General features: G+C 63.2%; 24 protein-coding genes and 1 pseudogene. 24 read left to right on the forward strand and 1 reads right to left on the reverse strand.

What is annotated here, in order from left to right; genetic code table 11:
• Window positions 1-111 precede the first annotated feature (111 nt).
• The 17 genes from rplM (at window position 112) to Q8K99_01640 (ending at window position 17,104) form a co-directional block, all read left to right on the forward strand.
• On the forward strand, window positions 112-546 hold the full coding sequence (rplM, locus tag Q8K99_01560; GenBank protein ID MDP2181242.1) for a 50S ribosomal protein L13: 435 nt from the start codon (window positions 112-114) through the stop codon (window positions 544-546).
• 3 nt (window positions 547-549) lie between these two features.
• A complete protein-coding gene (rpsI, locus tag Q8K99_01565) occupies window positions 550-948 on the forward strand; it encodes a 30S ribosomal protein S9 (GenBank protein MDP2181243.1) in 399 nt (132 codons plus the stop codon).
• 76 nt (window positions 949-1,024) lie between these two features.
• Complete coding sequence (gene glmM / locus Q8K99_01570) at window positions 1,025-2,359, forward strand: phosphoglucosamine mutase (GenBank protein MDP2181244.1); 1,335 nt, start codon at window positions 1,025-1,027, stop codon at window positions 2,357-2,359.
• Window positions 2,360-2,768: 409 nt separating this feature from the next.
• Window positions 2,769-4,595, forward strand: a complete 1,827-nt coding sequence (glmS, locus tag Q8K99_01575; protein MDP2181245.1) for a glutamine--fructose-6-phosphate transaminase (isomerizing) — start codon at window positions 2,769-2,771, stop codon at window positions 4,593-4,595.
• Between the two features lie 2 nt (window positions 4,596-4,597).
• Window positions 4,598-5,125 (forward strand): holo-ACP synthase, encoded by a 528-nt coding sequence (locus tag Q8K99_01580; GenBank protein MDP2181246.1) that lies wholly within the window; start codon window positions 4,598-4,600, stop codon window positions 5,123-5,125.
• Window positions 5,126-5,129: 4 nt separating this feature from the next.
• The gene (locus Q8K99_01585; protein MDP2181247.1) at window positions 5,130-6,662 is read left to right on the forward strand and encodes an NAD(P)H-hydrate dehydratase; all 1,533 of its coding nucleotides are present in this window, start codon (window positions 5,130-5,132) and stop codon (window positions 6,660-6,662) included.
• Window positions 6,663-6,723: 61 nt separating this feature from the next.
• Window positions 6,724-7,185, forward strand: coding sequence for a CBS domain-containing protein (locus Q8K99_01590; GenBank protein ID MDP2181248.1), 462 nt, complete (start codon window positions 6,724-6,726; stop codon window positions 7,183-7,185).
• A 7-nt stretch (window positions 7,186-7,192) separates the two neighbouring features.
• Window positions 7,193-8,341, forward strand: coding sequence for an alanine racemase (gene alr, locus Q8K99_01595; GenBank protein ID MDP2181249.1), 1,149 nt, complete (start codon window positions 7,193-7,195; stop codon window positions 8,339-8,341).
• 155 nt (window positions 8,342-8,496) lie between these two features.
• Window positions 8,497-8,865: a V-type ATPase subunit subunit G family protein gene (locus Q8K99_01600; GenBank protein MDP2181250.1), complete on the forward strand. Its 369-nt coding sequence runs from the start codon at window positions 8,497-8,499 to the stop codon at window positions 8,863-8,865.
• Between the two features lie 69 nt (window positions 8,866-8,934).
• A complete protein-coding gene (locus Q8K99_01605) occupies window positions 8,935-10,896 on the forward strand; it encodes a V-type ATPase 116kDa subunit family protein (protein ID MDP2181251.1) in 1,962 nt (653 codons plus the stop codon).
• A gap of 143 nt (window positions 10,897-11,039) precedes the next feature.
• The gene (locus Q8K99_01610; protein MDP2181252.1) at window positions 11,040-11,219 is read left to right on the forward strand and encodes an ATPase; all 180 of its coding nucleotides are present in this window, start codon (window positions 11,040-11,042) and stop codon (window positions 11,217-11,219) included.
• Window positions 11,220-11,266: 47 nt separating this feature from the next.
• Window positions 11,267-11,845, forward strand: a complete 579-nt coding sequence (locus Q8K99_01615) for a V-type ATP synthase subunit E (GenBank protein ID MDP2181253.1) — start codon at window positions 11,267-11,269, stop codon at window positions 11,843-11,845.
• On the forward strand, window positions 11,842-12,936 hold the full coding sequence (gene ahaC / locus Q8K99_01620; protein ID MDP2181254.1) for an ATP synthase A1 subunit C: 1,095 nt from the start codon (window positions 11,842-11,844) through the stop codon (window positions 12,934-12,936). The genes Q8K99_01615 and ahaC overlap by 4 nt, the downstream gene beginning before the upstream one ends.
• A complete protein-coding gene (locus tag Q8K99_01625) occupies window positions 12,929-13,261 on the forward strand; it encodes a V-type ATP synthase subunit F (protein MDP2181255.1) in 333 nt (110 codons plus the stop codon). The genes ahaC and Q8K99_01625 overlap by 8 nt, the downstream gene beginning before the upstream one ends.
• A gap of 4 nt (window positions 13,262-13,265) precedes the next feature.
• Entirely contained in the window at window positions 13,266-15,014 is a 1,749-nt protein-coding gene (locus Q8K99_01630) for a V-type ATP synthase subunit A (GenBank protein MDP2181256.1), read from the forward strand.
• Window positions 15,015-16,445 carry a V-type ATP synthase subunit B gene (locus tag Q8K99_01635; GenBank protein ID MDP2181257.1) on the forward strand — a complete coding sequence of 477 codons (1,431 nt, stop codon included), beginning with the start codon at window positions 15,015-15,017 and terminating at the stop codon, window positions 16,443-16,445. It abuts the gene before it with no gap.
• An 8-nt stretch (window positions 16,446-16,453) separates the two neighbouring features.
• A complete protein-coding gene (locus Q8K99_01640) occupies window positions 16,454-17,104 on the forward strand; it encodes a V-type ATP synthase subunit D (protein ID MDP2181258.1) in 651 nt (216 codons plus the stop codon).
• A gap of 261 nt (window positions 17,105-17,365) precedes the next feature.
• Here Q8K99_01640 and Q8K99_01645 read toward each other — a convergent pair whose 3' ends face one another.
• Window positions 17,366-17,704 (reverse strand): hypothetical protein, encoded by a 339-nt coding sequence (locus tag Q8K99_01645; GenBank protein MDP2181259.1) that lies wholly within the window; start codon window positions 17,702-17,704, stop codon window positions 17,366-17,368.
• Between the two features lie 117 nt (window positions 17,705-17,821).
• Between Q8K99_01645 and Q8K99_01650 the strand changes: the two genes are divergently transcribed.
• The 7 genes and pseudogenes from Q8K99_01650 to Q8K99_01680 all read left to right on the forward strand — a co-directional run.
• On the forward strand, window positions 17,822-18,337 hold the full coding sequence (locus Q8K99_01650; GenBank protein ID MDP2181260.1) for a nitroreductase family protein: 516 nt from the start codon (window positions 17,822-17,824) through the stop codon (window positions 18,335-18,337).
• Window positions 18,328-18,867: pseudogene (locus Q8K99_01655) on the forward strand (uracil-DNA glycosylase). The gene Q8K99_01650 and the pseudogene Q8K99_01655 overlap by 10 nt, the downstream one beginning before the upstream one ends.
• 81 nt (window positions 18,868-18,948) lie before the next feature.
• Entirely contained in the window at window positions 18,949-19,443 is a 495-nt protein-coding gene (gene tsaE / locus Q8K99_01660) for a tRNA (adenosine(37)-N6)-threonylcarbamoyltransferase complex ATPase subunit type 1 TsaE (protein MDP2181261.1), read from the forward strand.
• Window positions 19,440-20,228 (forward strand): tRNA (adenosine(37)-N6)-threonylcarbamoyltransferase complex dimerization subunit type 1 TsaB, encoded by a 789-nt coding sequence (tsaB, locus tag Q8K99_01665; GenBank protein ID MDP2181262.1) that lies wholly within the window; start codon window positions 19,440-19,442, stop codon window positions 20,226-20,228. Before tsaE ends, tsaB begins: the two co-directional genes overlap by 4 nt.
• On the forward strand, window positions 20,225-21,796 hold the full coding sequence (tsaD, locus tag Q8K99_01670) for a tRNA (adenosine(37)-N6)-threonylcarbamoyltransferase complex transferase subunit TsaD (protein MDP2181263.1): 1,572 nt from the start codon (window positions 20,225-20,227) through the stop codon (window positions 21,794-21,796). The genes tsaB and tsaD overlap by 4 nt, the downstream gene beginning before the upstream one ends.
• 241 nt (window positions 21,797-22,037) lie before the next feature.
• A complete protein-coding gene (gene groES, locus Q8K99_01675) occupies window positions 22,038-22,331 on the forward strand; it encodes a co-chaperone GroES (protein ID MDP2181264.1) in 294 nt (97 codons plus the stop codon).
• 39 nt (window positions 22,332-22,370) lie between these two features.
• On the forward strand, window positions 22,371-23,019 hold a 649-nt coding region (locus tag Q8K99_01680), incomplete at its 3' end, for a TCP-1/cpn60 chaperonin family protein (GenBank protein ID MDP2181265.1).

Here is a 23,019-nt window from a genome sequence, read left to right on the forward strand (position 1 = left end):
GTGGCGTGTTAGTGTTGACGCGTGGTGGGGCGGTGGCTAAAGTATAAGGGTTCGTTTCAAGGCCCCGTGAAGCCTTCTGCGAACACCCAGTTTCTGCTGTTTGGAGGACCATTGAAGACGTACTATGCCAAGGCCGGTGAAGTCGAGCGCGAGTGGCTGCTCGTCGACGCTACCGACATGGTGCTGGGTCGGCTCGCGAGCGAGATCGCCCAGATCCTGAAGGGGAAGCGCAAGCCGCAGTACACGCCCCACATCGATGTGGGCGATTTCGTCGTTGTGATCAATGCAGAGAAGGTCCGGCTCACAGGAAACAAGATGGATGACAAGATCGTCTACCGTCATTCCGGTTTCCCGGGTGGCCTCAAGGAAGTCCCGATTTCCGTCATGCTCGAGAAGCACCCCGAGCGGGTCATCGAGAAGGCAGTCAAGGGCATGCTTCCCAAGAACACACTGGGACGTGCGATGGGCAAGAAGCTGAAGGTCTATGCCGGGCCCAATCACCGCAACGCCGCCCAGAAGCCCCGTCAGATCACCCTGGAGGGTTAGCGCATGGCAGAGAACAAGGCGATCTACCACGGCACGGGACGCCGCAAGACGTCCGTTGCCCGCGTGCGCATCATGCCGGGCGAAGGAACGATCACCATCAACAGCCGTTCGGCTGCGGACTACTTCGGCCGCGAGGCTCTCGTCAACTACGTCGAGCAGCCCTTCAGGGTCACAGAGACTTCCGGTCGTTTTGACGTTATCGCGAAAATCCACGGCGGCGGCGTTTCCGGACAGGCCGGAGCGCTGCGTCACGGCATCGCGCGTGCACTTCTTGACGCCGGAGACGAGTATCGCGGCGAGCTCAAGAAGGCCGGCCTGCTGCGCCGCGACCCGCGTATGGTCGAGCGCAAGAAGTACGGCCTGAAGAAGGCCCGCAAGCGCCCGCAGTTCTCCAAGCGCTAGTACCTGCGGGGACCAGGAAACCGCCAAGGCCCGCCCTCGCGGCGGGCCTTGTGCATTGACAGGGGGTCACACGTCCATGACGCGCATGTTCGGAACGGACGGGGTGCGTGGTGTCGCAAATGCGGACTTGACGCCGGAGCTGGTGTTCCGGCTCGGTGAAGCCGCAGGACACTTCCTTGGCGAGAAAGGGCGCGGCAAGATCGTCGTCGGCAGGGATACCCGCCGAAGCGGCGACATGCTCGAGGCGGCGCTGGTGGCCGGAATCTGCTCGGGAGGGGCTGACGCGCTGGTGTGCGGGATCGTTCCGACTCCGGCGGTGGCTCTGATGACGCGCACGCTGGAGGCGGACGGGGGCGTTGTGATCAGCGCGTCTCACAACCCCGCGGAGCACAACGGGATCAAGCTCTTCTCGCGAGAGGGTTTCAAGCTTCCCGACGAGCTTGAGGACGAGATCGAGAGCTTCGTGCTGGCAGAGCGCCTGTGGGAGCGGCCCATCGGCGGTTCCGTTGGCCGTGTGCGCGCAATCGAAGATGCGGTTCGGCGCTACATCGCGCATGCCGTCGAGACGGTCGACAGCGACCTCGAAGGACTCACGATAGCGGTGGACTGTGGTCACGGCGCCGCCGCCGTCGCGACCGTTCCAGCACTCAAGGAGTTGGGGGCGAGGGTTATCGCGACCAACTGCGACTGGGACGGAACCGACATCAACAAAGGATGCGGCTCGACGCACCTCGGTCCGCTGCAGGAGCTCGTTGCGAGCCACGAGGTCGACCTGGGAATCGCCCACGACGGCGACGCCGACCGCGTGCTCGCTGTCGACGAGACCGGCAGGGAAGCCGACGGCGACGTGATCATGGCGATCTGTGCGGCTCACATGAAGGACGAAGGCACGCTCGCGAACGACACTGTGGTCAGCACGGTGATGTGCAACCTCGGCTTCGAAGTGGCCATGCGTGAGCGCGGAATCAACGTCATCAAGACGAAGGTGGGCGACCGCTACGTGCTCGAGCAGATGCAGACTTCCGGCGCGGTCCTTGGCGGGGAGCAGTCCGGGCACATCATCTTCATGGAGCACAACACCACAGGCGACGGCTTGGTGACCGCTCTGCAGCTTGCGTCCATCATGCGCGAGCAGGCTCTTCCGCTTTCCGAGCTGCGCGGGGTCATGCGTCGCTTCCCCCAGGTGCTGGTGAACGTTCCGGTGAGGGACAAGAACCTGCTTGCGACCAGTGGGGCCGTCTCCAAGGCGGTGCACGACGCCGAGAGCGAGCTGGGCTTGGCGGGGCGCGTGCTCGTGCGCGCATCGGGGACCGAACCGCTCGTGCGTGTGATGGCGGAAGCCGAGGACGAGGCGACCGCCGAAGCGGTGGTTCAGCGCATTGTCGATGTGGTGCAGGCGGAGCTGACCTAGCGCTATCTGGGCCACAATCACTCGTGAAGTCCGGCGGCCGCCTCAAGGACCTCTCCTTGGCTGGTATAATCTGCGCCAACAGGCGAGCGCACTGGCCGACGGCGGAAGGAGATGCCCGGGGAGCTGGCTGCTTCACAAAGCGCCAGGACTGGCGGTGCGCGCGTCAGTCGACGAGGAGAGAGTCTATCGAACGGTTCGGCGGATGGCTCTCCGGCTCGACCGGAGTCGTGACGGTACCGACAAAACCCGCGGGCGACTGCGGAGACAAAGCGGTATCGGACCGGTATCCCCCTTCATGCGGGGCCTCATGTGCCCCACGCACGGCGGTCGTTTTTGCCGTACGACATCGAACAGCTTGTGCCCGGCGCGCGTCTCGCGCGTCTGATGACTGAAAGGTATCGGACAGACAATGTGTGGAATCGTAGGCTACGCTGGGCCGCGCCAGGCGAGTGAGGTCCTCCTTGGCGGGCTTTCGCGACTTGAGTATCGAGGCTATGACTCTGCGGGCGTTGCGATCATCGGGGACGGTACTCTGAGCGTCGCCCGGCGCGTCGGCAAGCTCGAGAACCTCACCAAGGCACTGAAGGCCTCGCCCATCGAGGGATCGGTGGGTATCGGGCACACACGGTGGGCGACCCACGGGCGCCCGAGCGAGGAGAACGCACACCCGCACATCGACTGCAGGGGTCGTATCGCGGTCGTACACAACGGCATCATCGAGAACTACGTCGAGCTACGGGAGGAACTGGCGCAAGCGGGCCACATCCTGCGATCCGAGACGGACACCGAGATCATCGCCCATCTCGTAGAAGCCCACTTTGACGGTGATCTTGCCCGGGCGGTTGCGCGGGCGATGAAACGCCTTGAGGGAAGCTACGCTCTGGGTGTCGTGCACCTGGACGATCCGCAGACCGTCGTGGCCGCGCGCAAGGACTCGCCTCTCATCATCGGGGTCGGGGACGGAGAGAACATCGTCGCGAGCGACATCCCGGCCGTGCTCGAGTACACGCGCGAGGTACTTGTGCTCGAGGACGAGCAGATCGCAACGGTCAGCTCGGCCGGCGTGACCGTGGTCGATATCGACGGTGCGCCGGTAGAGTCTGAGATGCTGCACGTGGAATGGGATCTCGATGCCGCGGAGAAGGGTGGCTTCGAGGATTTCATGCTGAAGGAGATTTACGAGCAGCCGAAGGCGATCCGAGAGACGCTACGCGGCCGCATGGGCACAGATGGCATGATTCAGCTCTCGGAACTCCAGATGACCAGGGAGCAGATCTCCTCGATCAACCGCGTCTTCATCCTTGCGTGTGGCACCTCCTACCATGCAGGTATCGTCGCCAAGATCCTGATTGAGACGTGGGCCCGCATTCCGGTTGAAGTGCAGGTGTCGAGCGAGTTTCGCTATGCGGACCCGATCGTTGACGATGAGACGCTCGTCGTGGCGATTTCCCAGTCAGGAGAAACGGCAGACACGCTTGCCGGTGTTCGAGAGGCTCGCGCGCGTGGAGCGAAGGTCATCGCGATCACGAACGTAGTGGGTTCTCGCGTGACCAGGGAGTCGGACGGCGTGATCTACACCCACGCCGGTCCGGAGATCGGCGTCTGCGCTACGAAGACCTTCACGGCACAGATCGCCGCACTGAACGTGCTGGCTCTCAAGCTCGCCCAGGTCAGGGGGGCGCTCTCGGATGAACGTATCGAGTCCCTTTGGGAGGGTCTGAGCAACATCCCCGATGTCGTCGAGGCGATCCTTGGCGACCTGAGAACCATCGACGAATGCGCCGCTCAGTACACGGGCGTCTACTCCACGCTCTTCCTTGGCAGGGGCATCGGCATGCCCGTGGCGATGGAGGGCGCACTCAAGCTCAAGGAGATCAGCTACATCCACGCTGAAGCGTATGCTGCCGGGGAGATGAAGCACGGGCCGATCGCTCTCATCACCGAGGACGTCCCCGTCGTCGTCATCGCCACCCAGGGGCATACCTACGAGAAGGTCATCAGCAACATACAGGAGGTAAGGGCGCGAGGTGCCGAGGTGATCGCGGTTGCCACCCATGGTGACGACGACATTTGCTGTCATGCGGAGCACGTGCTCCGCATCCCGGCGACTCCCGAGTTGCTTTCGGCCATACCGGCGACCATTCCGCTTCAGGTGTTGGCATACCGCATAGCGAAGCTTCGCGACTGCAACGTCGACCAGCCGCGCAACCTTGCGAAGTCCGTGACGGTGGAGTAGCCATGTCCATCCGGGGCCTCGGCGTAGACATCGTGGAGATCGATCGGATGCGGGACGCGTTGCGTCGGCATCCGCAGATGAGAGAGCGCCTGTTCTCCGAGGACGAATGCGCGTACTGCGACAAGCGCAACAAGCCCGAGATCCACTACGCGATGCGTTTTGCCGCCAAGGAGGCGGTCCTCAAAGCCCTGGGCACCGGCTTCGCAGGCATGCGCTTTCGTGACGTGGAGGTCTCTCGCGATGACTCCGGACGTCCGGTTCCTGTTCTGCTGGGACGGGCGGCTGAGGTCGCCGAGGAGCGCGGCGTCATAGAGATGCATCTCTCGCTCAGCTTCACGCATTCCACCGCTGTGGCGTCGGCCGTCGCTATCACGGCCGATCACCGTCTCAAGCCCCGGGAGATTCCGCTCGACCCGATGGCGGAGATTGCGGCATCCTTCAAGGAAGCGCGGGCGATGCTCGACGAGATGGGCGCGGCCGGGTCGGGGGAAGACCCCGACGCGGAACAGGAGCCAACCGAGGGGACTTGAGACCGTGATCTATGCACTTACCGAGTCGGCCGCCAGACGTGCTGAGGAGCGCGCCGTCGCCGAGGTCGGATTGATACTCGAAGATCTCATGCGACGTGCGGGTGCGGCGGTCGCCCGGGAGATTGAAACGCGCGTCCCGTACGGCGCGATCGCGATTCTTGCGGGTATGGGCAACAACGGCGGAGACGGATGGGTGGCAGCCCGCGAGCTTGCAGCCCGGAATCGGCCGACTCGGGTCTTCACACGCATGGCTCCCGAAGCACTCGAAGGACTCCCCGCAATCATGGCAGCCGAGGCGACTGCAGGTGGTGTCGCGGTGAGCGTGGTCGGCGACGAGGAGATGGAAGCCGACGCGCTCGTGGGCTATGCGGTGATCGTGGACGCGATGTTCGGCATAGGACTCACCGGTTCGCCGCGCCAACCCTACGCGTCTTGGATCGATGCGACGAATGCGTCTGGCGCTTCTGTCATCGCCGTTGACATCCCCTCCGGTGTCGAGGCGGATTCCGGCCGCGCCGACGCACATTGCGTGCAAGCAGATATCACCGTCACGTTCTCCTCCCCGAAGGTCGGCCTGCTGGTGCACCCCGGCGCGGAGCATGCGGGAGACGTGCGCGTAGCCGATATCGGAATACCATGGGAACTCCTTGGCGAAGCTGGAGATCTCGAGCTGTGGGGCATGGACGACTACCGCTCACTCATGCCCTGCCCGCAGACGGACACTCACAAGAACGAGCTTGGCCGCGTGCTGATCGTCGCGGGCTCGGGGGCGTTTCCAGGCGCTGCTGCGCTGGCGGCGATGGGCGCGCAGCGCATGGGGGCCGGCTATGTGACCCTGGCGGTCCCGGAGTCCGTCGCCCACATCATGCAGACGAAGCTCTCCTCGGCAGTCGTGGTCGGTCTGCCCGAGAACCCCTCGCGCACGCTCGCGTCGCGGGTGACCGAGGAGGTCCTCGACATGGCCAAGGAGTACGACGCGGTCGTGCTCGGCCCCGGTCTCACGGTAGCCCACGGGGCCGTGCTCGTGGCCCGCAACCTCGTGAACGAGCTGCAGTTGCCGCTGGTGGTCGATGCTGATGGCCTCAATGCGCTTGTCTACGCGACCGATGCGCTGACCGCCCGCTCTTCGCCTACAGTGATCACACCGCACCCGGGCGAAGCGGCGCGTCTGCTGGGAATGACGCCGGCTCAGGTTCAGTGGGATAGACTGGGTGCGGGCGCGCGTCTGACGGGCTCGCGCTGCGCGTGCGTGCTCAAGGGCGCGCGAACGATCGTGAGCGGGGCCGGAAGGCAGATCGTCACGATGGCCGGTGGGCCGGCGCTTGCTACGGCCGGCACGGGTGACGTGCTTGCGGGCATGATCGGAGCGTTGCTCGCGCAGGGACTCGAGCCCCTTGAGGCCGGGGCTCTCGGCGCATACCTGCATGGACGAGCCGGTGACCATGCCGCGAACATTCTCGGAGCACCGTGCGTGATCGCCGAGGACGTGCCGGCGTATCTGCCGCTCGCGGTGAAGGAGCTCGTCGGCGAGGAGTAGGGTACTCCAGCGGGTATGACATACGACAGGACAGCGCTCGTGACAGGGCATGGAGGAGAACATGGCTGATCTGAAGGTGCGCGACATCATGACGCCCGACCCCGTGACCATCACCCCGGACATGACGGTGACGGATGTCGCAAGACTCATGGTGGAGAAGCGTATCGGCGCCCTGCCGGTCGTCGAAGACGGCGCGCTCATCGGCATCGTGACCGAAGGCGATCTCATCATGCAGGACGTACGGCTGGAGTTCCCGACCTACATCCACCTGCTTGATGGGTTCATCATGTATCCGCCGGCCACTGCGCGCTTCGAACGCGAACTCAAGAAGGCGGTCGCGGCCGACGTCCGCGCTGTCATGACTACCGATCCCCTTACAGTGCAGGCCGAGGCACCCGTGGAGGACGCTGCCACGCTGCTCGTAGATCGCGACGTGAGCCGGCTGCCGGTGCTCGACGGGGACAAGCTCGTGGGTATCATCAGCAAGTCGGACGTGGTTCGCTCGCTTCTGGTGCAGGAGTAGTCCTCCCATGGACTATCGGCGCTACGCGCGTGTCGAGATCGACCTCGAGGCTGTTTCGCACAATGTGCGCGGACTGGGGGGGCTGACGCGTCCGGGCACGCTCTTCATGGCGGTCGTGAAGGCGGACGCCTACGGTCACGGAGTGATCCCGGTCGCACGGACGGTCCTCGCTTCCGGAGCCGATCGGCTCGCCGTCGCTACCGTCGAAGAAGCCGTCGAGCTTCGTGAAGCGGGCATCGCGTCGCCGTTGCACATCCTGTCCGAGCCACCCGCGTCCGCGGTCGATCTGGTCGTGGCGCACGATGTGGTGGCGACAGTCACCTCGCGTCCATTCGCTGTTGCGCTTGGACGCGCGGCCGCCTCAGCGGGCACCGAGGCGCGGTTCCACCTCAAGGTCGATACCGGCATGAACCGCATAGGCGTGCGTGCCGAGGAGGCTGCGGAGTTCGCCGCAGGACTCAAGGACTTCCCCGGCTTGTGCCACGAAGGTACTTTCACGCACTTCGCGACCGCTGACGTACCGGGCGACTGGGACTTCGAGCGACAGCTCGAGCGCTTCGCGATCGCGCTGGAGCAGATGCGGACAGACGGGGTCGATCCCGGCATCGTGCACAGTGCAAACAGCGCGGCCACGATTCTGCATCCCGAGACTCACATGGACATGGTCCGATGCGGCATAGCTCTCTACGGTTTGCATCCATCTCAGTCCACGTACGGACGGATCGATCTGCAACCGGCCATGTCCGTGAAGGCACAGGTCTCGTTCGTGAAGCACGTCGGCATGGGCGAGGGCGTGAGCTACGGTGTGACATATCGCACTGCGGCGCCCGTCGCTATCGCTACCGTGCCCCTCGGGTACGCGGATGGGCTGCACCGTGCCGCATCGAACAAGCTCGAGGTGTTGATCAAGGGCGTGCGGTGCCCGCAGATCGGCCGTATCACGATGGACCAGGTGATGATAGAAGTCCCGCGTGACCTCGGCGTAACCCCTGGTGAGGACGTCGTGATCGTTGGCGAGCAGGGTGGTGTCACGCTGACCATGGATGACTACGCGGTGCAGGCCGGGACCATCAACTACGAGACAGCGTGTGCGTTCGGGATGCGCATGGGTCGCGCATACCGGCGGTCTCAGTCCGGCACGGTTTCCTCAGCATAGGCGGTTCTTCGTTTGCGCACTTCGGGTAGCGAGAATCCATTCACACGAAATTGCAGGAAGCCTCTTCCGACCTGTCGAAAACTACCCTTAACGCACGTATATGCTACGTGCGCTTGCAATGATGCCCGAGGCCCGCATGACAGGGGGTTACAAACGTGGACGAGAAGGTCCTCGAGGATATCCAGTTCCATCAGGAAACGCTCAGCCATGATGCCAACTCGCCGCTGCATCTGATTCGCGAGAAAGAGATGGCGATCTCTGGTCGTGTCCTGGCTGCCAAGAGCGAGGCTGAGAGTATCGTCGCTTCGGCACGCAAGAAGGCTGTCGAGATGACGTCCAAGGCGGAGGACGAAGCCGGTGTTCTGGCCGAGGAACACCGCGCAAAGGTTCTCGTCGAAGTAGAGGCAGAGATCGAGCAGATCAAGGCTGACGCGGATGTCGAGATCGAGACAGTGAAGAAGAGTATCGCTGACCGCTCCGGCAGAGCGGTCACGTTTATCGTCAATAGTGTTACGGAAGTGTAGGGACGTCTGCTTTCTCAAACGGGGCCATAACAGAATGACCCGAGGGGGGTGTCGCGAGTGCTCGTTCCCATGGCAAAGGTAGAGATTATCGGCCCGAAGAACCTGTTCTTCGACGTCGTTAGTCTTGTACACGAGCAAGGCAAGCTTCATATCGAGGATCTCTCGCGGAAGATCCAGTCCGGCGAGTTGCCGCTGGATCGGATGGAGGTTTTCGAGAAGCAGCAGGGGGACAAGGAGCGCATGGATGACATGCTCATCCGCGTACGTGCGATCCTCAAGGCGCTTCACCGCGACGATTTCAAGGTAGACACAGCTGCCAAGCGAGCCGAGTACGATCGCCTCTACGACCTCGACGCCGATGAGCTCGCCGTTGAGATATCCGGAGTCATCGGAGAGGTCGAAGACCGCACGGCGGCCCTGGCAACGAGTCACACCGCCATCGAGTCCGAGCTCTCGTTGCTCGCCCGGTACGAGCCGATTCTTCACAAGATCCAGCCTCTGGCCAAGCAGATCGTGACCACCGGCAACTACGAATCGGTGGCCCTCCTCGTTGAGCGCCGCTACAAGGCCGCTCTCGAGCAGCTCAAGGAGGAGCTCGACAAGCTCACCAAGAAGCAGTGCGAGATCGTGTCCACCGATGTCGATGAGGACACCACGGCGGCCATCGTCGTTTTCAACAAGAACTACTCCGAGCCGGTGCACAAGTTCCTGGCTATGGAGAATGTCAACCAGATCCGCCTCCCCAATGAGTTTGACGGCATGCCCTTCGACATGGCGTATGACACGCTGAAGGAACGCCGCAAGGAGTTGCCGACGGACCTGGGAGAGATTTCGACAGAGCTTGAGCTGATGTCCAACAAGTGGCAGCTGAAGCTAACCACGATTCGCGACGTGCTGATCGACAAGGTCGAGCAGATCAGTGCCATTCCGATGTTCGGTCGCACTGAGTATGCGTTCGTCGTTACGGGCTGGATGCCCGTTGCAGAAGTCGGCGCATTGCGGAGGATGGTCACCGAGAAATGGCGCGACGACGTGATCATCGAGCAGACCGCGATCCGCGAAGAGGAGTACGCGGAGACGCCGGTCGCGCTCAAGAATGCGAAGGCTCTCGAGCCCTTCCAGTTCCTCCTGGGCGTATACGGCATGCCTCGCTACGGCACGATCGATCCGACGTGGATGCTGTTCGTCTTCTACCCCCTGTTCTTCGGCATGATCGTCGGAGACCTGGGCTACGGTCTGGTCATGCTTGGCATCGTCGTGTGGTTGCGCATGAAGTTCCGTGACAATCCGAGCATCCAGCTGGCCACGTCGATTCTCGGACCGGCCGCCACCATGGTGCTCGCGTTCGGCATCCTATACGCGGAGTTCTTCGGTGATCTGCTCGGTCACTATCTGGGCTGGGTGGAGAACATCAAGGTTGCGGGGATCGCTTTGCCGTTCCACAGGACGGTGCTCGTCAAGGAGTTCATGTACATCGCCGTCGCGGTTGGTGTCGTGCATGTGCTCTTCGGCCTGGTGCTTGGCGTTGTCAATGCCGTGAAGATGAAGCACAAGAAGCACCTGTACGAGAAGGGCGGCATCCTCACACTCATCCTGGCCATACTCATTGCGGTCGGCCTGGGCATGTCCGCAGGTGTGCTCGGCGAATTGGCGACATGGGGTCAGCTCATATTCGCGGCTATCGCATTCGGCGGCTTCATCTTCGCGATACGTGGCGGCGGCGTCATGGGTGCTATTGAGACACTCGAGGCATTCACAGGCATGGCGAGCTACATACGTATCATGGCGGTCGGCCTGGCCGGCGCGATCTTCGCGGACGCGATCAACAAGATCGTCGCGAGCACCGGCAATATCGCCCTTGCTGCGATCATCGCCATCCTGCTTCACGGGCTGAACTTCATCATCTGCGCGTTCAGCCCCGCCATTCATGCTTTGCGTCTCAACTTCCTGGAGTTCTTTGGGAAGTTCTACGAGACTGGCAAGCAGCAGTACAAGCCATTCACGAAAACCGGAGGTGAAAAGAGCGCATGATCAAGAATCGGCTCGCAAGGTGGGTGTTTGGCAGCACATTCGTGCTGACCATGCTGATCCCCGCAATCGCTCTGGCAGAGGAAGCTGCCGCAGCGGCGCCCGCGGATTGGCAGACGAACGTCGGCAGGGCTCTTGCCGCAGGTCTGGCTATGGGTCTGTCCGCTCTGGGTGCAGGCTATGCGCAGGCCAAGATCGGCTCCGCTGGCGCAGGAACACTCGCTGAGCGCCCTGAGGTTGCAATCTGGATCATCACGCTCCAGGCGCTTCCGGAGATTATCGTTCTGCTCGGTTTCGTTTCCGCGATCATGATTAGCGGCGGCTAGCAGATTACGCCGCACTCGAATCGCGAACCGCGGAAGGAACCGTACACATGGCACTTGAAGATATCTTCAGAGCGCTTGAGGTGCAGGCTGATCAGGAGTGCGACCAGATAGTGGGGAGCGCCCGGGACCAGGCTGACGCCATCATTAGCGAGGCGGGCGATCAGGCGGAAGCGATACGCGAAGGCCGGATCGAAGATGCCGAGCGTGTCACGCGCCAGAAGGCGATGCAGTCGGTCAATGCCGCTAAGCTCGAGAGCAAGAAGCGCGTGGCGGCCGTCAAGCAGCAGGCCGTGGCAGACGCCTTCAAGGCGGCGCTGGAAGAGCTGGGCAAGGTCCGTTCTTCGAGCAACTACGCGGCGATTCTTCGCGCGCTCGTCGAGGAGGCGGCCGCCGGTGTCGAAGGAGAGCTCGATGCGCTCGTCGATCCGGCAGACGCCGGGATTGCCGCTTCGACGTTCGCCGATCTGGGCATCAATGCCGAGATCAAGTCCGAGATCACGTCCTCGGGTGGCGTCATCATTCGCATGGCGGAAGGCCGGATCATGCGCCGCAATACCCTCGAGGATCGGCTCGAGAAGGTTGAGCCATCCATACAGTCCGATGTCGCGGAGATTCTGTTCTCATGAGTTCTGGCGCATCCACAACCCGCAAAGCGTCCCCTGGCGGCAAGGACTACGGGTACTCGAACGCCCGCATTCGCGGAATGAAGTCGCGGCTGCTTGATCGAGTATTCCTGGACAGCCTGATTGCGGCTCCAGAGATCGGCAACCTGATTCAGGACCTGTCCGACACGGAGTACGGACCAGATCTTGAAGAGGCCCTCATCCGCGGGCGGGACGCGGCTGCGGTCGACGAGGCGCTCAAGAACAACATGGTGCGTACGTTCCGGAAAGTCTTCGGCTTCCTGAATGAGGAGGCAGCGTACATTCTGGCAACGCTGCTTGGCAGGTGGGACGTCTTCAACATCAAGACGATCCTGCGTGGCAAGCACATGCAGTTGAGCACCGCGGAGATCAACGAGGGGCTGCTGCCTGCCGGCTACCTGACGCAGATCGATCTTGAGGCGCTATCGTCGATGGGGGACATCCGCGGAGTCGTCGACACGGCGGCTACGTGGGGACTGCCTTTTGCGAGTGCCATGCGTGAGGGGTATGCGGAGTACATGCGCAGCGGTGAGCTTGCCGATCTCGAGTTGGCGATGGACCGCTATTTCACCGGCTGGGCGGCCGCTCGGCTCGTTCGTCGCAGCAACAACGTCCAGATGGCGAAGCGCCTACTGGGCATCCAGGTAGATATCCTGAACCTCGTGATGGTGTTCCGTCTGCAGAAGGCGGACATGGAGTCCGTCAACGTCGAGACGTTCTTCCTCGAGGGCGGGCGGGACGTGGGCAAGGAGCTCTATCGGGAGCTGGGTCATATGTCCGACATCGACGAAGTGCTCGACCGGTTGCGCGGCACGCCGTACGGCAAGACACTGGACGACGTGTCGCTTCACTATTTGGAGACGAACACCATTGCGGTGTTCGAGCGTGCGCTCGAAGACTACCTCGTGCGCAAGGCGCTGACATACGGAACAGGGGATCCGCTAGGGATCGGGGTCGTAATCGCCTACTTGTGGGCGAAGCAGAACGAGATCACGAACCTGCGGATCATCGTGAAGGGCAAGTCGGTTGGCATGCCCGTGGACCGTGTGAGGGGAGAGCTGATCCTTGTATAAGCTCGTAGTCCTCACAGACTCGGACACCGCCGATGGATTCCGCCTGGCAGGGGTGGATGTTGAAGTCGCCGACTCAAGTGATCTTGCGCGCAAGAAGCTCAGCGCGCTTATCGACGATGAGTCGAGCGGCATCATCGCCGTGAACGAGCGCATGATGGCTGTGATAGACGAACGCACACAGCGAAAGATCGATTCTATCTATCGACCCATCGTCATCTCGCTCCCGATCCGGGAGAAGCTCGAGGTCGGCGAGGATCACCGGGCGTACCTGTCGCGCCTGATCAGGAGAGCGATAGGCTTTGACATCACTCTGAGGCGAGGCTGATCTGATGATTGTCGGGACCATTGCAAGAATCACAGGACCGGTCGTCACCGCTGGCGGTATGACCGGCGCGAAGATGTACGACGTCGTGCGCGTCGGCCAGGACGGCCTCATGGGTGAGGTCATTCGCCTGGAGGGCGACCGCGCGACGATTCAGGTGTACGAAGACACCTCGGGCTTGATGGTAGGTGCCCTGGTCGAGTCGACCGACGCTCCGCTGATGGTGGAGCTGGGTCCGGGGCTGCTGTCGTCCATCTACGATGGCGTGCAGCGTCCGCTGCCTGTCATCGCGGAGTCAGGCGACTTCATCGAGCGCGGTACCGTTGCGTCCGCGCTCGATCGCACGAAGAAGTGGCACTTCACGCCTACCGTTACTGCGGGCACGGACGTGGGACCAGGCGAGATCCTGGGTACGGTGCCCGAGGGGCAAACGGTCATCCATAGCGTGATGGTGCCGCCGAAGATATCCGGGATCATCGCCTCCATCAAGTCGGAGGGCGACTACAACGTCGACGAGGTCATAGCGACCCTCGCTGACGGCACGGAGCTCAAGATGTCGCAGTGGTGGCCTGTTCGCCAAGGCCGCCCGTATGCGCGCAAGCTCGATCCGGGGACGCCGTTCCTGACTGGGATGCGGATCCTTGACACGTTCTTCCCGATTGCCCAGGGTGGCAACGCCATCATCCCTGGCGGTTTCGGAACGGGCAAGACGGTCACTCAGCAGTCCTTGGCCAAGTGGGCGGACGTGGACATCATCGTCTACGTCGGCTGCGGCGAGCGCGGCAACGAGATGACGGAGGTTCTCACCGAGTTCCCCGAACTCGAGGACCCCAAGACGGGCGCTCCGCTCATGGATCGCACCGTGCTCGTCGCCAACACGTCGAACATGCCGGTTGCCGCGCGCGAGGCGTCTATCTACGTCGGCGCCACTCTCGCTGAGTACTACCGGGACATGGGTTACAGCGTCGCGATGATGGCGGATTCAACCTCTCGCTGGGGCGAGGCCCTTCGCGAGGTGTCGGGGCGACTCGAAGAGATGCCTGGAGAGGAAGGCTACCCGGCCTACCTTGCTACGCGACTTGCGGCCTTCTACGAGCGTTCGGGCCGCGTGCAGGCGCTCGGTTCCGACGAGCGAGTCGGATCCGTCACCATGGTCGGCGCAGTCTCACCGGCCGGCGGTGACATGTCCGAACCGATGACGCAGAACTCACTCCGGGTTACCGGTGCGTTCTGGGCGCTCGACACGTCGCTTGCGCACAGGCGTCACTTCCCGGCCATTTCCTGGACGAAGTCCTACACGCTCTATACCGCGCAGATTCGGCCCTGGTTCGAGGCCAACGTTGCCGAGGACTGGCAGCCGATCCGCGAACGCGCGATGTTCATCCTCCAGAAGGAGACGGAGCTTCAGGAAATCGTGCAGCTCGTTGGTCCGGACGCACTGCCGGAATCAGAGAAGATCATTCTGGAAGTCGCGCGCATGCTGCGCGAGGACTTCCTGCAGCAGTTCGCGTTCGACGAGGTCGACGCCTACTGCCCGCCCAAGAAGCAGTTCATGATGCTCAAGACGATCATGGCGTTCCACGATGCAGCGAACGCCGCACTCAACCGCGGCGTCTCCCTGCGCCAGATCCTCGAGCTGCCGATCAAGGACGAGATAGCGGGCATCAAGACCACGCCGCACGAAGAGGCATTGGAGATGATGTCTACCTTTGCCAGCAAGCTCGCCGAAGACATCGCAGGGATCGAGGTGTACTAAGTGGCACAGGAAACCGTGACATCCCCGGAGGAGAAGATATCTCTCGTCTCCACCGACTACCGCACGATCAGTTACGTGACAGGTCCGCTCATCTTCGTGAACAACGTGCACGGGGTTGCGTACAACGAGATGGTCGCAATCCGCATGCCCGACAGTTCGCGCCGTAGCGGCCAGGTCCTTGAGATATCGGGTGACATCGCTGTTATCCAGGTGTTCGAGGGCACACAGGGTATCGACGTGGACGCGACCGAGGTGCGGTTCCTGGAGGAGGTCGCGCGAATCGCGGTCTCATCGGACCTCCTTGGCCGTGTTCTGAACGGTGTCGGCAAGCCGATCGACGGCGGCGCCCCGATCATCCCCGAGGCGCGTTTGGACATCACCGGCTCGCCGATCAATCCGTACTCCCGTGAGAAGCCGGCTGACTTCATCGAGACCGGTATCTCCGCAATCGACGGACTGAACACGCTGGTGCGCGGGCAGAAGCTTCCGATCTTCTCGGGCTCCGGTCTTCCGGCCAACGAGCTTGCCGCGCAGATCATCCGGCAGGCACGCGTCAAGTCCGGCGAGGAGTTCGCCATCGTGTTCGGCGCGATGGGCATCACCCACCGCGAAGCATCCTTCTTCATGGAGCAGTTCGAGTCCACGGGTGCGCTTGAGCGCGTCGTGTTCTTCCTGAACCTGGCCGACGACCCCACGGTCGAGCGGTTGCTTACGCCCAAGTGCGCGTTGACGGTTGCCGAGTACCTGGCGTTCGAGAAGGATCTGCAGGTTCTCGTCGTTCTGTCGGACATGACGAACTACTGTGAGGCGTTGCGCGAGGTCTCCACGGCTCGCGAAGAGGTTCCGGGTCGCCGGGGCTATCCCGGCTACATGTACACGGATCTCTCGACCATCTACGAGCGCGCGGGCCGCATCAAGGGCCGTAAGGGCTCGGTCACGCAGCTGCCGATTCTCTCGATGCCGGACGACGACATCACGCACCCGATCCCGGACCTCACCGGCTACATCACCGAGGGACAGATCGTGCTCTCGCGCCATCTGCACCGCCGTGGTGTGTTCCCGCCGATCGATACCCTGCCGTGCTTGTCGCGGCTCATGAACCTGGGTATCGGCGAAGGCAAGACACGCGAAGACCACCGCGCCGTCGCGAACCAGCTCTACGCCGCCTACGCTCAAGGACGCGACCTGCGCAAGCTCGTCGCGATCGTCGGCGAGGAAGCACTGTCCGAGACGGACCGCCGCTACCTGCGCTTTGCAGATGATTTCGAGTCTCGCATCGTGGGACAGGGCAACGAGGGTCGCTCGATCGAGGAGACGCTGGCAATCAGCTGGGAGCTCATGGCGGGTCTGCCGATGGGCGAACTGAAGCGAGTCAGAGACTTCATTCCCAAATACCACCCGAACGCCGCTGATCAATCCGGGGACATCTAGGGGGTCTCATGGAGGAAGTCCGGCCAACACGGTCAGAGCTACTCGAACGCAGATCGCAGATTCAGCTTGCGCAGCAGGGCATGGACCTGCTCAAGCAGAAGCGCGATGCGCTTCTCATCGAGTTCATGGGAGTCATGGACGAGACGCTGCGTCTGTCTGAGTCGCTCCAGAAGTCGGTGTCCGAGGCGCAGTACTCGCTTGCGGTTGCCAAGGCCGTCGATGGCACGGTCGCGCTGCGATCTGCGGGCATGGCCACGAAGGGCGAGATCGTCGTGGACATGACCGGTACGAAGATCATGGGCGTGTCGGTCCCGGTGGTCACGAAGGGTGAGAGCCCGATCAAGTCATCGTTCACCCGAGGCTACTCGGTCACCGGTGTGTCTTCACGAGTTGACGAGACTGCCGACAAGTTCGAGCGCATTCTGGATGTCATCATCGAGTACGCGGATATCGAGACGAGACTTAAGCGACTGGGCGAAGAGATCCAGAAGACGAACCGTCGCGTGAACGCGCTCGAACAGGTCACCGTCCCGCAGCTGAGAGAGCAGGTGGCCTACATCCGACAGACGCTCGACGAACGCGCACGAGAGGATCTGTTCAGGCTCAAGAAGGTCAAAGCGAAGATCGAGCGCAAGAAGGCCGAACGACAGGCCATCTAGACTGGTTCCCGCGCCGGAACGGAGCGGGACAGGTCGCTTGTGCTGGAAATGTGGGGCGGTGTCGCCAACCGGGGGGTGTCAGATACCGCCCCACAAGCTTGCCCCGAATCAGGGGTTGCGAATCTGGAGCACCCGGCATGAGCCGGGTGGGAGCCCGGTCAGCAATGTGGAACCTGTGGGACACGAACGCCGCCGCGCACTTGCGCGACGGCGTTCTACTTCTGCGGACACCCCCCGTGCCGCATCAGTCCTTCACTCGAGCTAGCCCTTCGCGCGCACCACGCTTCCGACATCACTGAGGACGTCGACAGCGTTGCGGGAGTGCTTGCGAAGCTCCCGGCCGAAGCCGAGAATCACCCGCAGGTCGTGCATGGACAGCAGCCCGAAACGCAGGTGCTCCCAGTCGTCCCGGGCGATGTAGGCCCACAGTTCACCGAGAACCCACTCGAGTTCCTCGATCTCGTGAGTCGTCAGCTCCTGCCAGCTGGCCTTGAGTCCCTGCCGAAGGCGCTCGGCGGCGCGTTCTACCGCCTTGGCCTTGCGTATCTGGAACGTGCGCATTCCGATATCTTCGTCGGTCACGTCAGGTCGATTGTTCACTGTTCACACTCACCTCCTACGTCTCATCAGTTCGCCGCGCTGACACGCATCCCTTGTTTTAGAATGGGGCGAGACCTTCTCATAGCGCGTTCACAATCCTCTCACGAAAGGTAGTCGATGGAGTTCAGCGAGGTAGTCGCCAGGCGCCGAAGTGTGCGCCACTTCAATGCAAAGCAGGCCGTTTCGGAGTCTGACGTGCGTGCGCTGCTGCTTGCCGCAACGAGCGCTCCGAGTGCCGGGAACATCCAGCCTTGGAGATTCACCGTCGTACGTAGTCTTGAGGCGCGCGAACGTCTTGCGGGCGCGCTGCACCAGCGATGGGCGACTTCGGCGCCGGTGGTGATAGTCGTCTCCGTCGATCCTCGGCCATGTTCCGCCCGCTATGGTTCGAGGGGGGAGATGCTCTACGCCATCCAGGACACAGCCGCCGCGGCGAATCACATACTGCTCGCGGCGGTGGAGCGGGGGCTCGCCTCGTGTTGGATCGGCGCGTTCGATGAGAAGGCGGTCCGCGAGGCTATCGGGGTCGGGGAACCCATCACGCCGGTAGCCGTTCTGCCGATCGGCTACTCTGCTGAGTCCGCAGGCAAGCCTGCGCGCCGCCCGCTCGAGGAAGTAACCACGTGGCTCTGAGCTTCGACAGCCTCGACGATCTCCGCACCCACATCGGAGATTGCCACAGGTGTCCGCTCGGCGATACGCGCACCACGCTTGTGTTCGGCGTGGGCGATCCCCGTGCGGACGTGTTGTTCATCGGCGAAGCGCCCGGGCGAAGCGAGGACCTGAGGGGCGAGCCGTTCGTCGGCGCCGCAGGGCAGCTGCTCGACGAGCTGCTCTCTTCGGCAGGTATGAGGCGTCAGGAGGTCTACATCGCCAACATCCTCAAGTGTCGTCCTCCGGGCAACAGGGACCCTCTGGCCGAGGAGATCGACACGTGCACTCCGTTTCTGCGCGAGCAGGTCAGGCTGATCCACCCTCGCGTCATCGTGACGCTGGGCAACTACGCGACGAGATTCGTGCTCAAGATGGATACCGGCATAACGCGACTGAGGGGCACCGTCCAGAAGGCCGGCGCGTTTCCGGTGATGCCGATATTCCATCCTGCGGCGGCGCTGTACGATCGTACGAAGCGCGACGTTCTGTTCGAGGACTTCCGGCAGCTGCGCGCCTTGCTCGACACCCCCGCTCCCTCCGAGCCCGTCCAAGGCTCGCTCTTCGAAGGGTACTCGATGGCAGTTCTGCGCATGCGAACGACAGCGGCTGCGGCGACCATTGCCGCTGGCCGTTCGCTGGCTGCGATCCTTCGTGCTGGAGATGTGCTGCTGCTCGCCGGCGATCTCGGCGCCGGGAAGACAGCGCTTGCGAAGGGCGTTGCCCAGGGCCTCGACGTTGAAGAACCGGTGACGAGCCCGACCTTCAACATCCTGCTCGTGCATCGCGGGCGTCTGACGCTCAACCACTTCGATCTCTACCGTCTGGAGACCGCCGGCCAGCTCGAGGACATCGACTACTGGGGGACGCTAGAGTCCGGCGGGGTCTCGATCGTCGAATGGGGAGACCGGTTCTCCGAGGCCGCTCCCGTCGACTGCCTCACGGCGACTATTTCGATCGAGGGCGATGACGAACGCAGAATCGAACTGGCACCCACCGGGCCCCGCTCCTCCGAGCTTGCCCAGGCGTGGATCGCGGCCTGTCGTGCGCTGCCCGGCGTGCTCGCCGAGGACGGGGAATCTGCATGAGCGCCTTCGTCCTTGCGATGGATACCGCCACCGAGGAGGTTGCGCTCGCTCTCGGGGAGCGAACCGGGGACCGCGTGGAGCTCGTCGCAGACCGCGACTTCGAGGCCCCGCGAGCGGCGCTTGGGCGGCTGCTCCCGGCCGCCCAGGAGCTGCTTGTCAGGGCTGGCCTCACGCCTTCCGACATAGCGGAGGTGGTGGTCGGTCGCGGGCCGGGGTCGTTCACCGGTGTGCGGATCGGTGTCTCCTCGGCCAAGGGGTTCGCCCACGGGCTCGGGGCACCGCTCTTTGGCGTGGGAACCCTCGACGCGATAGCCTGGCGGTTCGCGGAGACAGACGGGCTCCTTGGCGTGGTGGGGGATGCGATGCGAGGCGAGGTCTACCCGGCGCTGTTTCGCGTGGCATCGGGGCAGGTGAGGCGGCTTTCGGATGATACGGTCATGAGTCCGGTGGCAGCGGCACAGATGTGGGCGGAATCGGTCGACGAGCCGCTCGTGCTGGTCGGCAACGGCTTGCGCAAGTACGAGGACGTGTTCTGCGCGACCCTCGGCTCGAGAGCCGTGGTCGCCGGTCGCCCGATGTGGACTCCCGCAGGCGTTGGACTGCTTGCGGCCTATGCTGATGCGCGACTACGCGGAGTCCTTGGCGACGGGCAGCCTGGAGCCGTGCTGCCCGTGTACACGCGGCTTTCAGATGCCGAGGAGAACGAGTTGCGGGCACTCGGGAACGCGCCTGAGATGACTCCCGACTCCGGTGTCGCCGGGCCGCGAGGAGTGAACGGGCTGTGAGCGCGCTTATCAGAGAGATGCGAGCCGCCGACCTCGATGCTGTCCTCGCGATAGAAGCACAGGCGTTCTCGACGCCCTGGCAGCGTGGGATGTTCGAAGACGAACTCGAGCAAGTGGAGTCGAGAGCTTGGCTGGTTCTCGAGTGGCAGGGGTTCGTCCTTGGCTATGGCGGGATCATGCTCGTCGAGGACGATGCGCACATCATGAATCTGGCGATGCGGACGGACAGCCGGGGGTGCGGGCTGGGGATGGCTCTGCTCGTGCGGCTTGTGCGGCGCGCCCGTGAGATGGGCGCGCGCTACCTGACTCTGGAAGTGCGCGAGCGCAATGGCCGCGCACGGACGCTGTACGAGCAGGCAGGAATGCGCAGCGTTGGCGTGCGGCATGGCTACTACGCGGACAGCGGCGAGCACGCCGTGATCATGTGGAGCGACGACATGTCCTCGCCTGGCGAGGCGGCGCGACTTGAGGAGCTGGAGCTGCGCGGAGAAGAGTCGCTCGCACGATTCGTCGGCCCGGCAGAGTGCGCCGGGCGCGGTGAGGAGCTGGTCCTCGCCATCGAGACGTCTTGCGATGAGACTGCGGCAGCAGTGATGCGAGGCGGCAACGACCTCCTGGCCAGCGTGATCGCAAGTCAGGTGGACTTCCACGCCCGGTTTGGCGGGGTGGTGCCCGAGATCGCTAGCCGCAAACACACCGAGGCGATCGTTGCCGTCGTTGACGAGGCGTTGGAGCAGGCGGGCGTGGGACTGCGGGACCTCGACGCGGTGGCGGTCACGTACGGTCCCGGGCTCATCGGGGCGCTCGTGGTCGGCGTCGCGTATGCGAAGGGGTTGGCACTGGCGACCGGCTTGCCTCTTGTCGGCGTGAACCACCTCGAGGGACACATCTTCGCGAACATGCTCGACGACCCGACCGTGGCGCCTCCGCTTGTGGCCCTCGTGGTCTCGGGCGGGCACACGTCACTGGTGCACGTGCCCGAGTGGGGCGTCTACCACACCCTCGGCGAGACGCTCGACGACGCGGCCGGTGAGGCGTTCGACAAGGTGGCCAAGGTCCTTGGCCTGGGCTATCCGGGCGGTCCGGTGATCTCGAAGCTGGCCGCGCAAGGTGACCCGGCCGCCATCGCCTTCCCGCGGGCGATGCTGCACTCGGGCGACTACGCCTTCTCGCTCTCGGGGCTCAAGACCGCCGTGATCAATCACATCCGCCACGAGCGGGAGGCCGGTCGCGAGATCGATGTGGCTGACCTCGCCGCGTCGTTTCAGGCGGCAGTGATCGACGTGCAGGTTGCCAAGGCGGTCCGCGCAGCCGAGGAATGCGGGGTCACGCAGTTCTGTCTGGCTGGCGGGGTTGCCGCGAATGTCGCACTGCGAGATGCCCTGCGTGACGCCCTGCTGGCCAAGGGCGTGCGCCTCTCTGTGCCTCCCTTCGCGCTGTGCACAGACAATGCCGCGATGATTGCTGCGGCGGGGACCTATCGCCTGCGGCGAGGCGAGCGCTTGCAGCTCGACGCGGAAGCCCTCGCGAGCTTGCGCCTCGACGCATCAGCGGGTTCAGACGCCTAAGTCCTACTCGCTCACCGTCTTTGGCAAAATGCCTGATAGAAGCACTTGCATGCCGTCGAGCAGACCATTAGAATTCGATTCTGTTAGCACTCGGACTGTTCGACTGCTAGCAGCACGGCTGCTCGACTGCGAAACGGGGTAGATACTCATTCGCACGAGTAGGCGCAGGGGGGTTCTCACACAGGACACCCTTCATCCATTCGGTAATTGTCGGCTGATGTAAGACATAGGAGGGCAGGGCATGAACCTGAAGCCACTGGGCGATCGCGTGATCGTCAAGCCGGCGGAAGCCGAGGAGCAGACCAAGAGCGGTCTGTTCATCCCCGACACCGCCAAGGAGAAGCCGCAGCGCGGCGAGGTCATCGCCGTAGGCGAGGGCAAGCTGACCGACGACGGCGCTCGCTTGCCGATCGACGTGAAGGTGGGCGACACCGTCATCTTCTCGAAGTACGGCGGTGCCGAGGTCAAGATCGACGAAGTAGAGTACAAGATCCTCGACGCCGAGCGCGACATCATCGCGGTCGTCATCGACTAGACACACCACCCGTTTCCCCTGAAGGAGGAGATACCTTAGATGGCTAAGGAGATTCGTTTCGACGAAGAGGCCCGCCGCGGTCTCGAGACCGGCGTGAACAAGCTGGCTGACGCGGTGAAGGTCACACTCGGCCCCAAGGGCCGCTACGTGGTGCTCGAGAAGAAGTTCGGCGCACCCACCATCACAAACGACGGCGTGACTATCGCCAAGGAGATCGAGCTCGACGACCCGTTCGAGAAGATCGGTGCGGAGCTCGTCAAGGAGGTCGCCAAGAAGACCGACGACGTCGCAGGTGACGGAACCACGACCTCGGTCGTTCTCGCCCAGGCCCTCGTTCGCGAAGGACTTCGCAACGTCGCCGCTGGCGCAGACCCGATCAGCCTCAAGCGCGGAATCGAGAAGGCCACTGCGGCCGTCATCGAGGCACTCGTCGCTGGCGCCAAGGAGATCGAGACCAAGGAAGAGATCGCGGCCACCGCATCCATCTCTGCCGGCGACCCCGAGATCGGCGCACTGATCGCAGAGGCGATCGACAAGGTCGGCAAGGAGGGCGTCGTCACCGTTGAGGAGTCGAACACCTTCGGCACCGAGCTTGAGCTGACCGAGGGCATGCGCTTCGACAAGGGCTTCCTGTCCGCGTACTTCGTGACAGACCAGGAGCGCCAGGAGGCGGTCTTCGAAGACCCGT

The sequence above is a fragment of the Actinomycetota bacterium genome, assembly GCA_030682655.1.
Classification (GTDB): Bacteria; Actinomycetota; Coriobacteriia; order Anaerosomatales; family JAUXNU01; genus JAUXNU01.

What these genes read in the sequence shown, in the direction of transcription:
- rpsI (MDP2181243.1), top strand. Translation starts at nt 550, where the DNA reads ATGGCAGAGAACAAGGCGATCTACCACGGCACGGGACGCCGCAAGACG.
- glmM (MDP2181244.1), top strand. Translation starts at nt 1,025, where the DNA reads ATGACGCGCATGTTCGGAACGGACGGGGTGCGTGGTGTCGCAAATGCG.
- glmS (MDP2181245.1), top strand. Translation starts at nt 2,769, where the DNA reads ATGTGTGGAATCGTAGGCTACGCTGGGCCGCGCCAGGCGAGTGAGGTC.
- Q8K99_01580 (MDP2181246.1), top strand. Translation starts at nt 4,598, where the DNA reads ATGTCCATCCGGGGCCTCGGCGTAGACATCGTGGAGATCGATCGGATG.
- Q8K99_01590 (MDP2181248.1), top strand. Translation starts at nt 6,724, where the DNA reads ATGGCTGATCTGAAGGTGCGCGACATCATGACGCCCGACCCCGTGACC.
- alr (MDP2181249.1), top strand. Translation starts at nt 7,193, where the DNA reads ATGGACTATCGGCGCTACGCGCGTGTCGAGATCGACCTCGAGGCTGTT.
- Q8K99_01605 (MDP2181251.1), top strand. Translation starts at nt 8,935, where the DNA reads ATGGCAAAGGTAGAGATTATCGGCCCGAAGAACCTGTTCTTCGACGTC.
- Q8K99_01615 (MDP2181253.1), top strand. Translation starts at nt 11,267, where the DNA reads ATGGCACTTGAAGATATCTTCAGAGCGCTTGAGGTGCAGGCTGATCAG.
- ahaC (MDP2181254.1), top strand. Translation starts at nt 11,842, where the DNA reads ATGAGTTCTGGCGCATCCACAACCCGCAAAGCGTCCCCTGGCGGCAAG.
- Q8K99_01630 (MDP2181256.1), top strand. Translation starts at nt 13,266, where the DNA reads ATGATTGTCGGGACCATTGCAAGAATCACAGGACCGGTCGTCACCGCT.
- Q8K99_01640 (MDP2181258.1), top strand. Translation starts at nt 16,454, where the DNA reads ATGGAGGAAGTCCGGCCAACACGGTCAGAGCTACTCGAACGCAGATCG.
- Q8K99_01650 (MDP2181260.1), top strand. Translation starts at nt 17,822, where the DNA reads ATGGAGTTCAGCGAGGTAGTCGCCAGGCGCCGAAGTGTGCGCCACTTC.
- tsaE (MDP2181261.1), top strand. Translation starts at nt 18,949, where the DNA reads ATGCGAACGACAGCGGCTGCGGCGACCATTGCCGCTGGCCGTTCGCTG.
- tsaB (MDP2181262.1), top strand. Translation starts at nt 19,440, where the DNA reads ATGAGCGCCTTCGTCCTTGCGATGGATACCGCCACCGAGGAGGTTGCG.
- groES (MDP2181264.1), top strand. Translation starts at nt 22,038, where the DNA reads ATGAACCTGAAGCCACTGGGCGATCGCGTGATCGTCAAGCCGGCGGAA.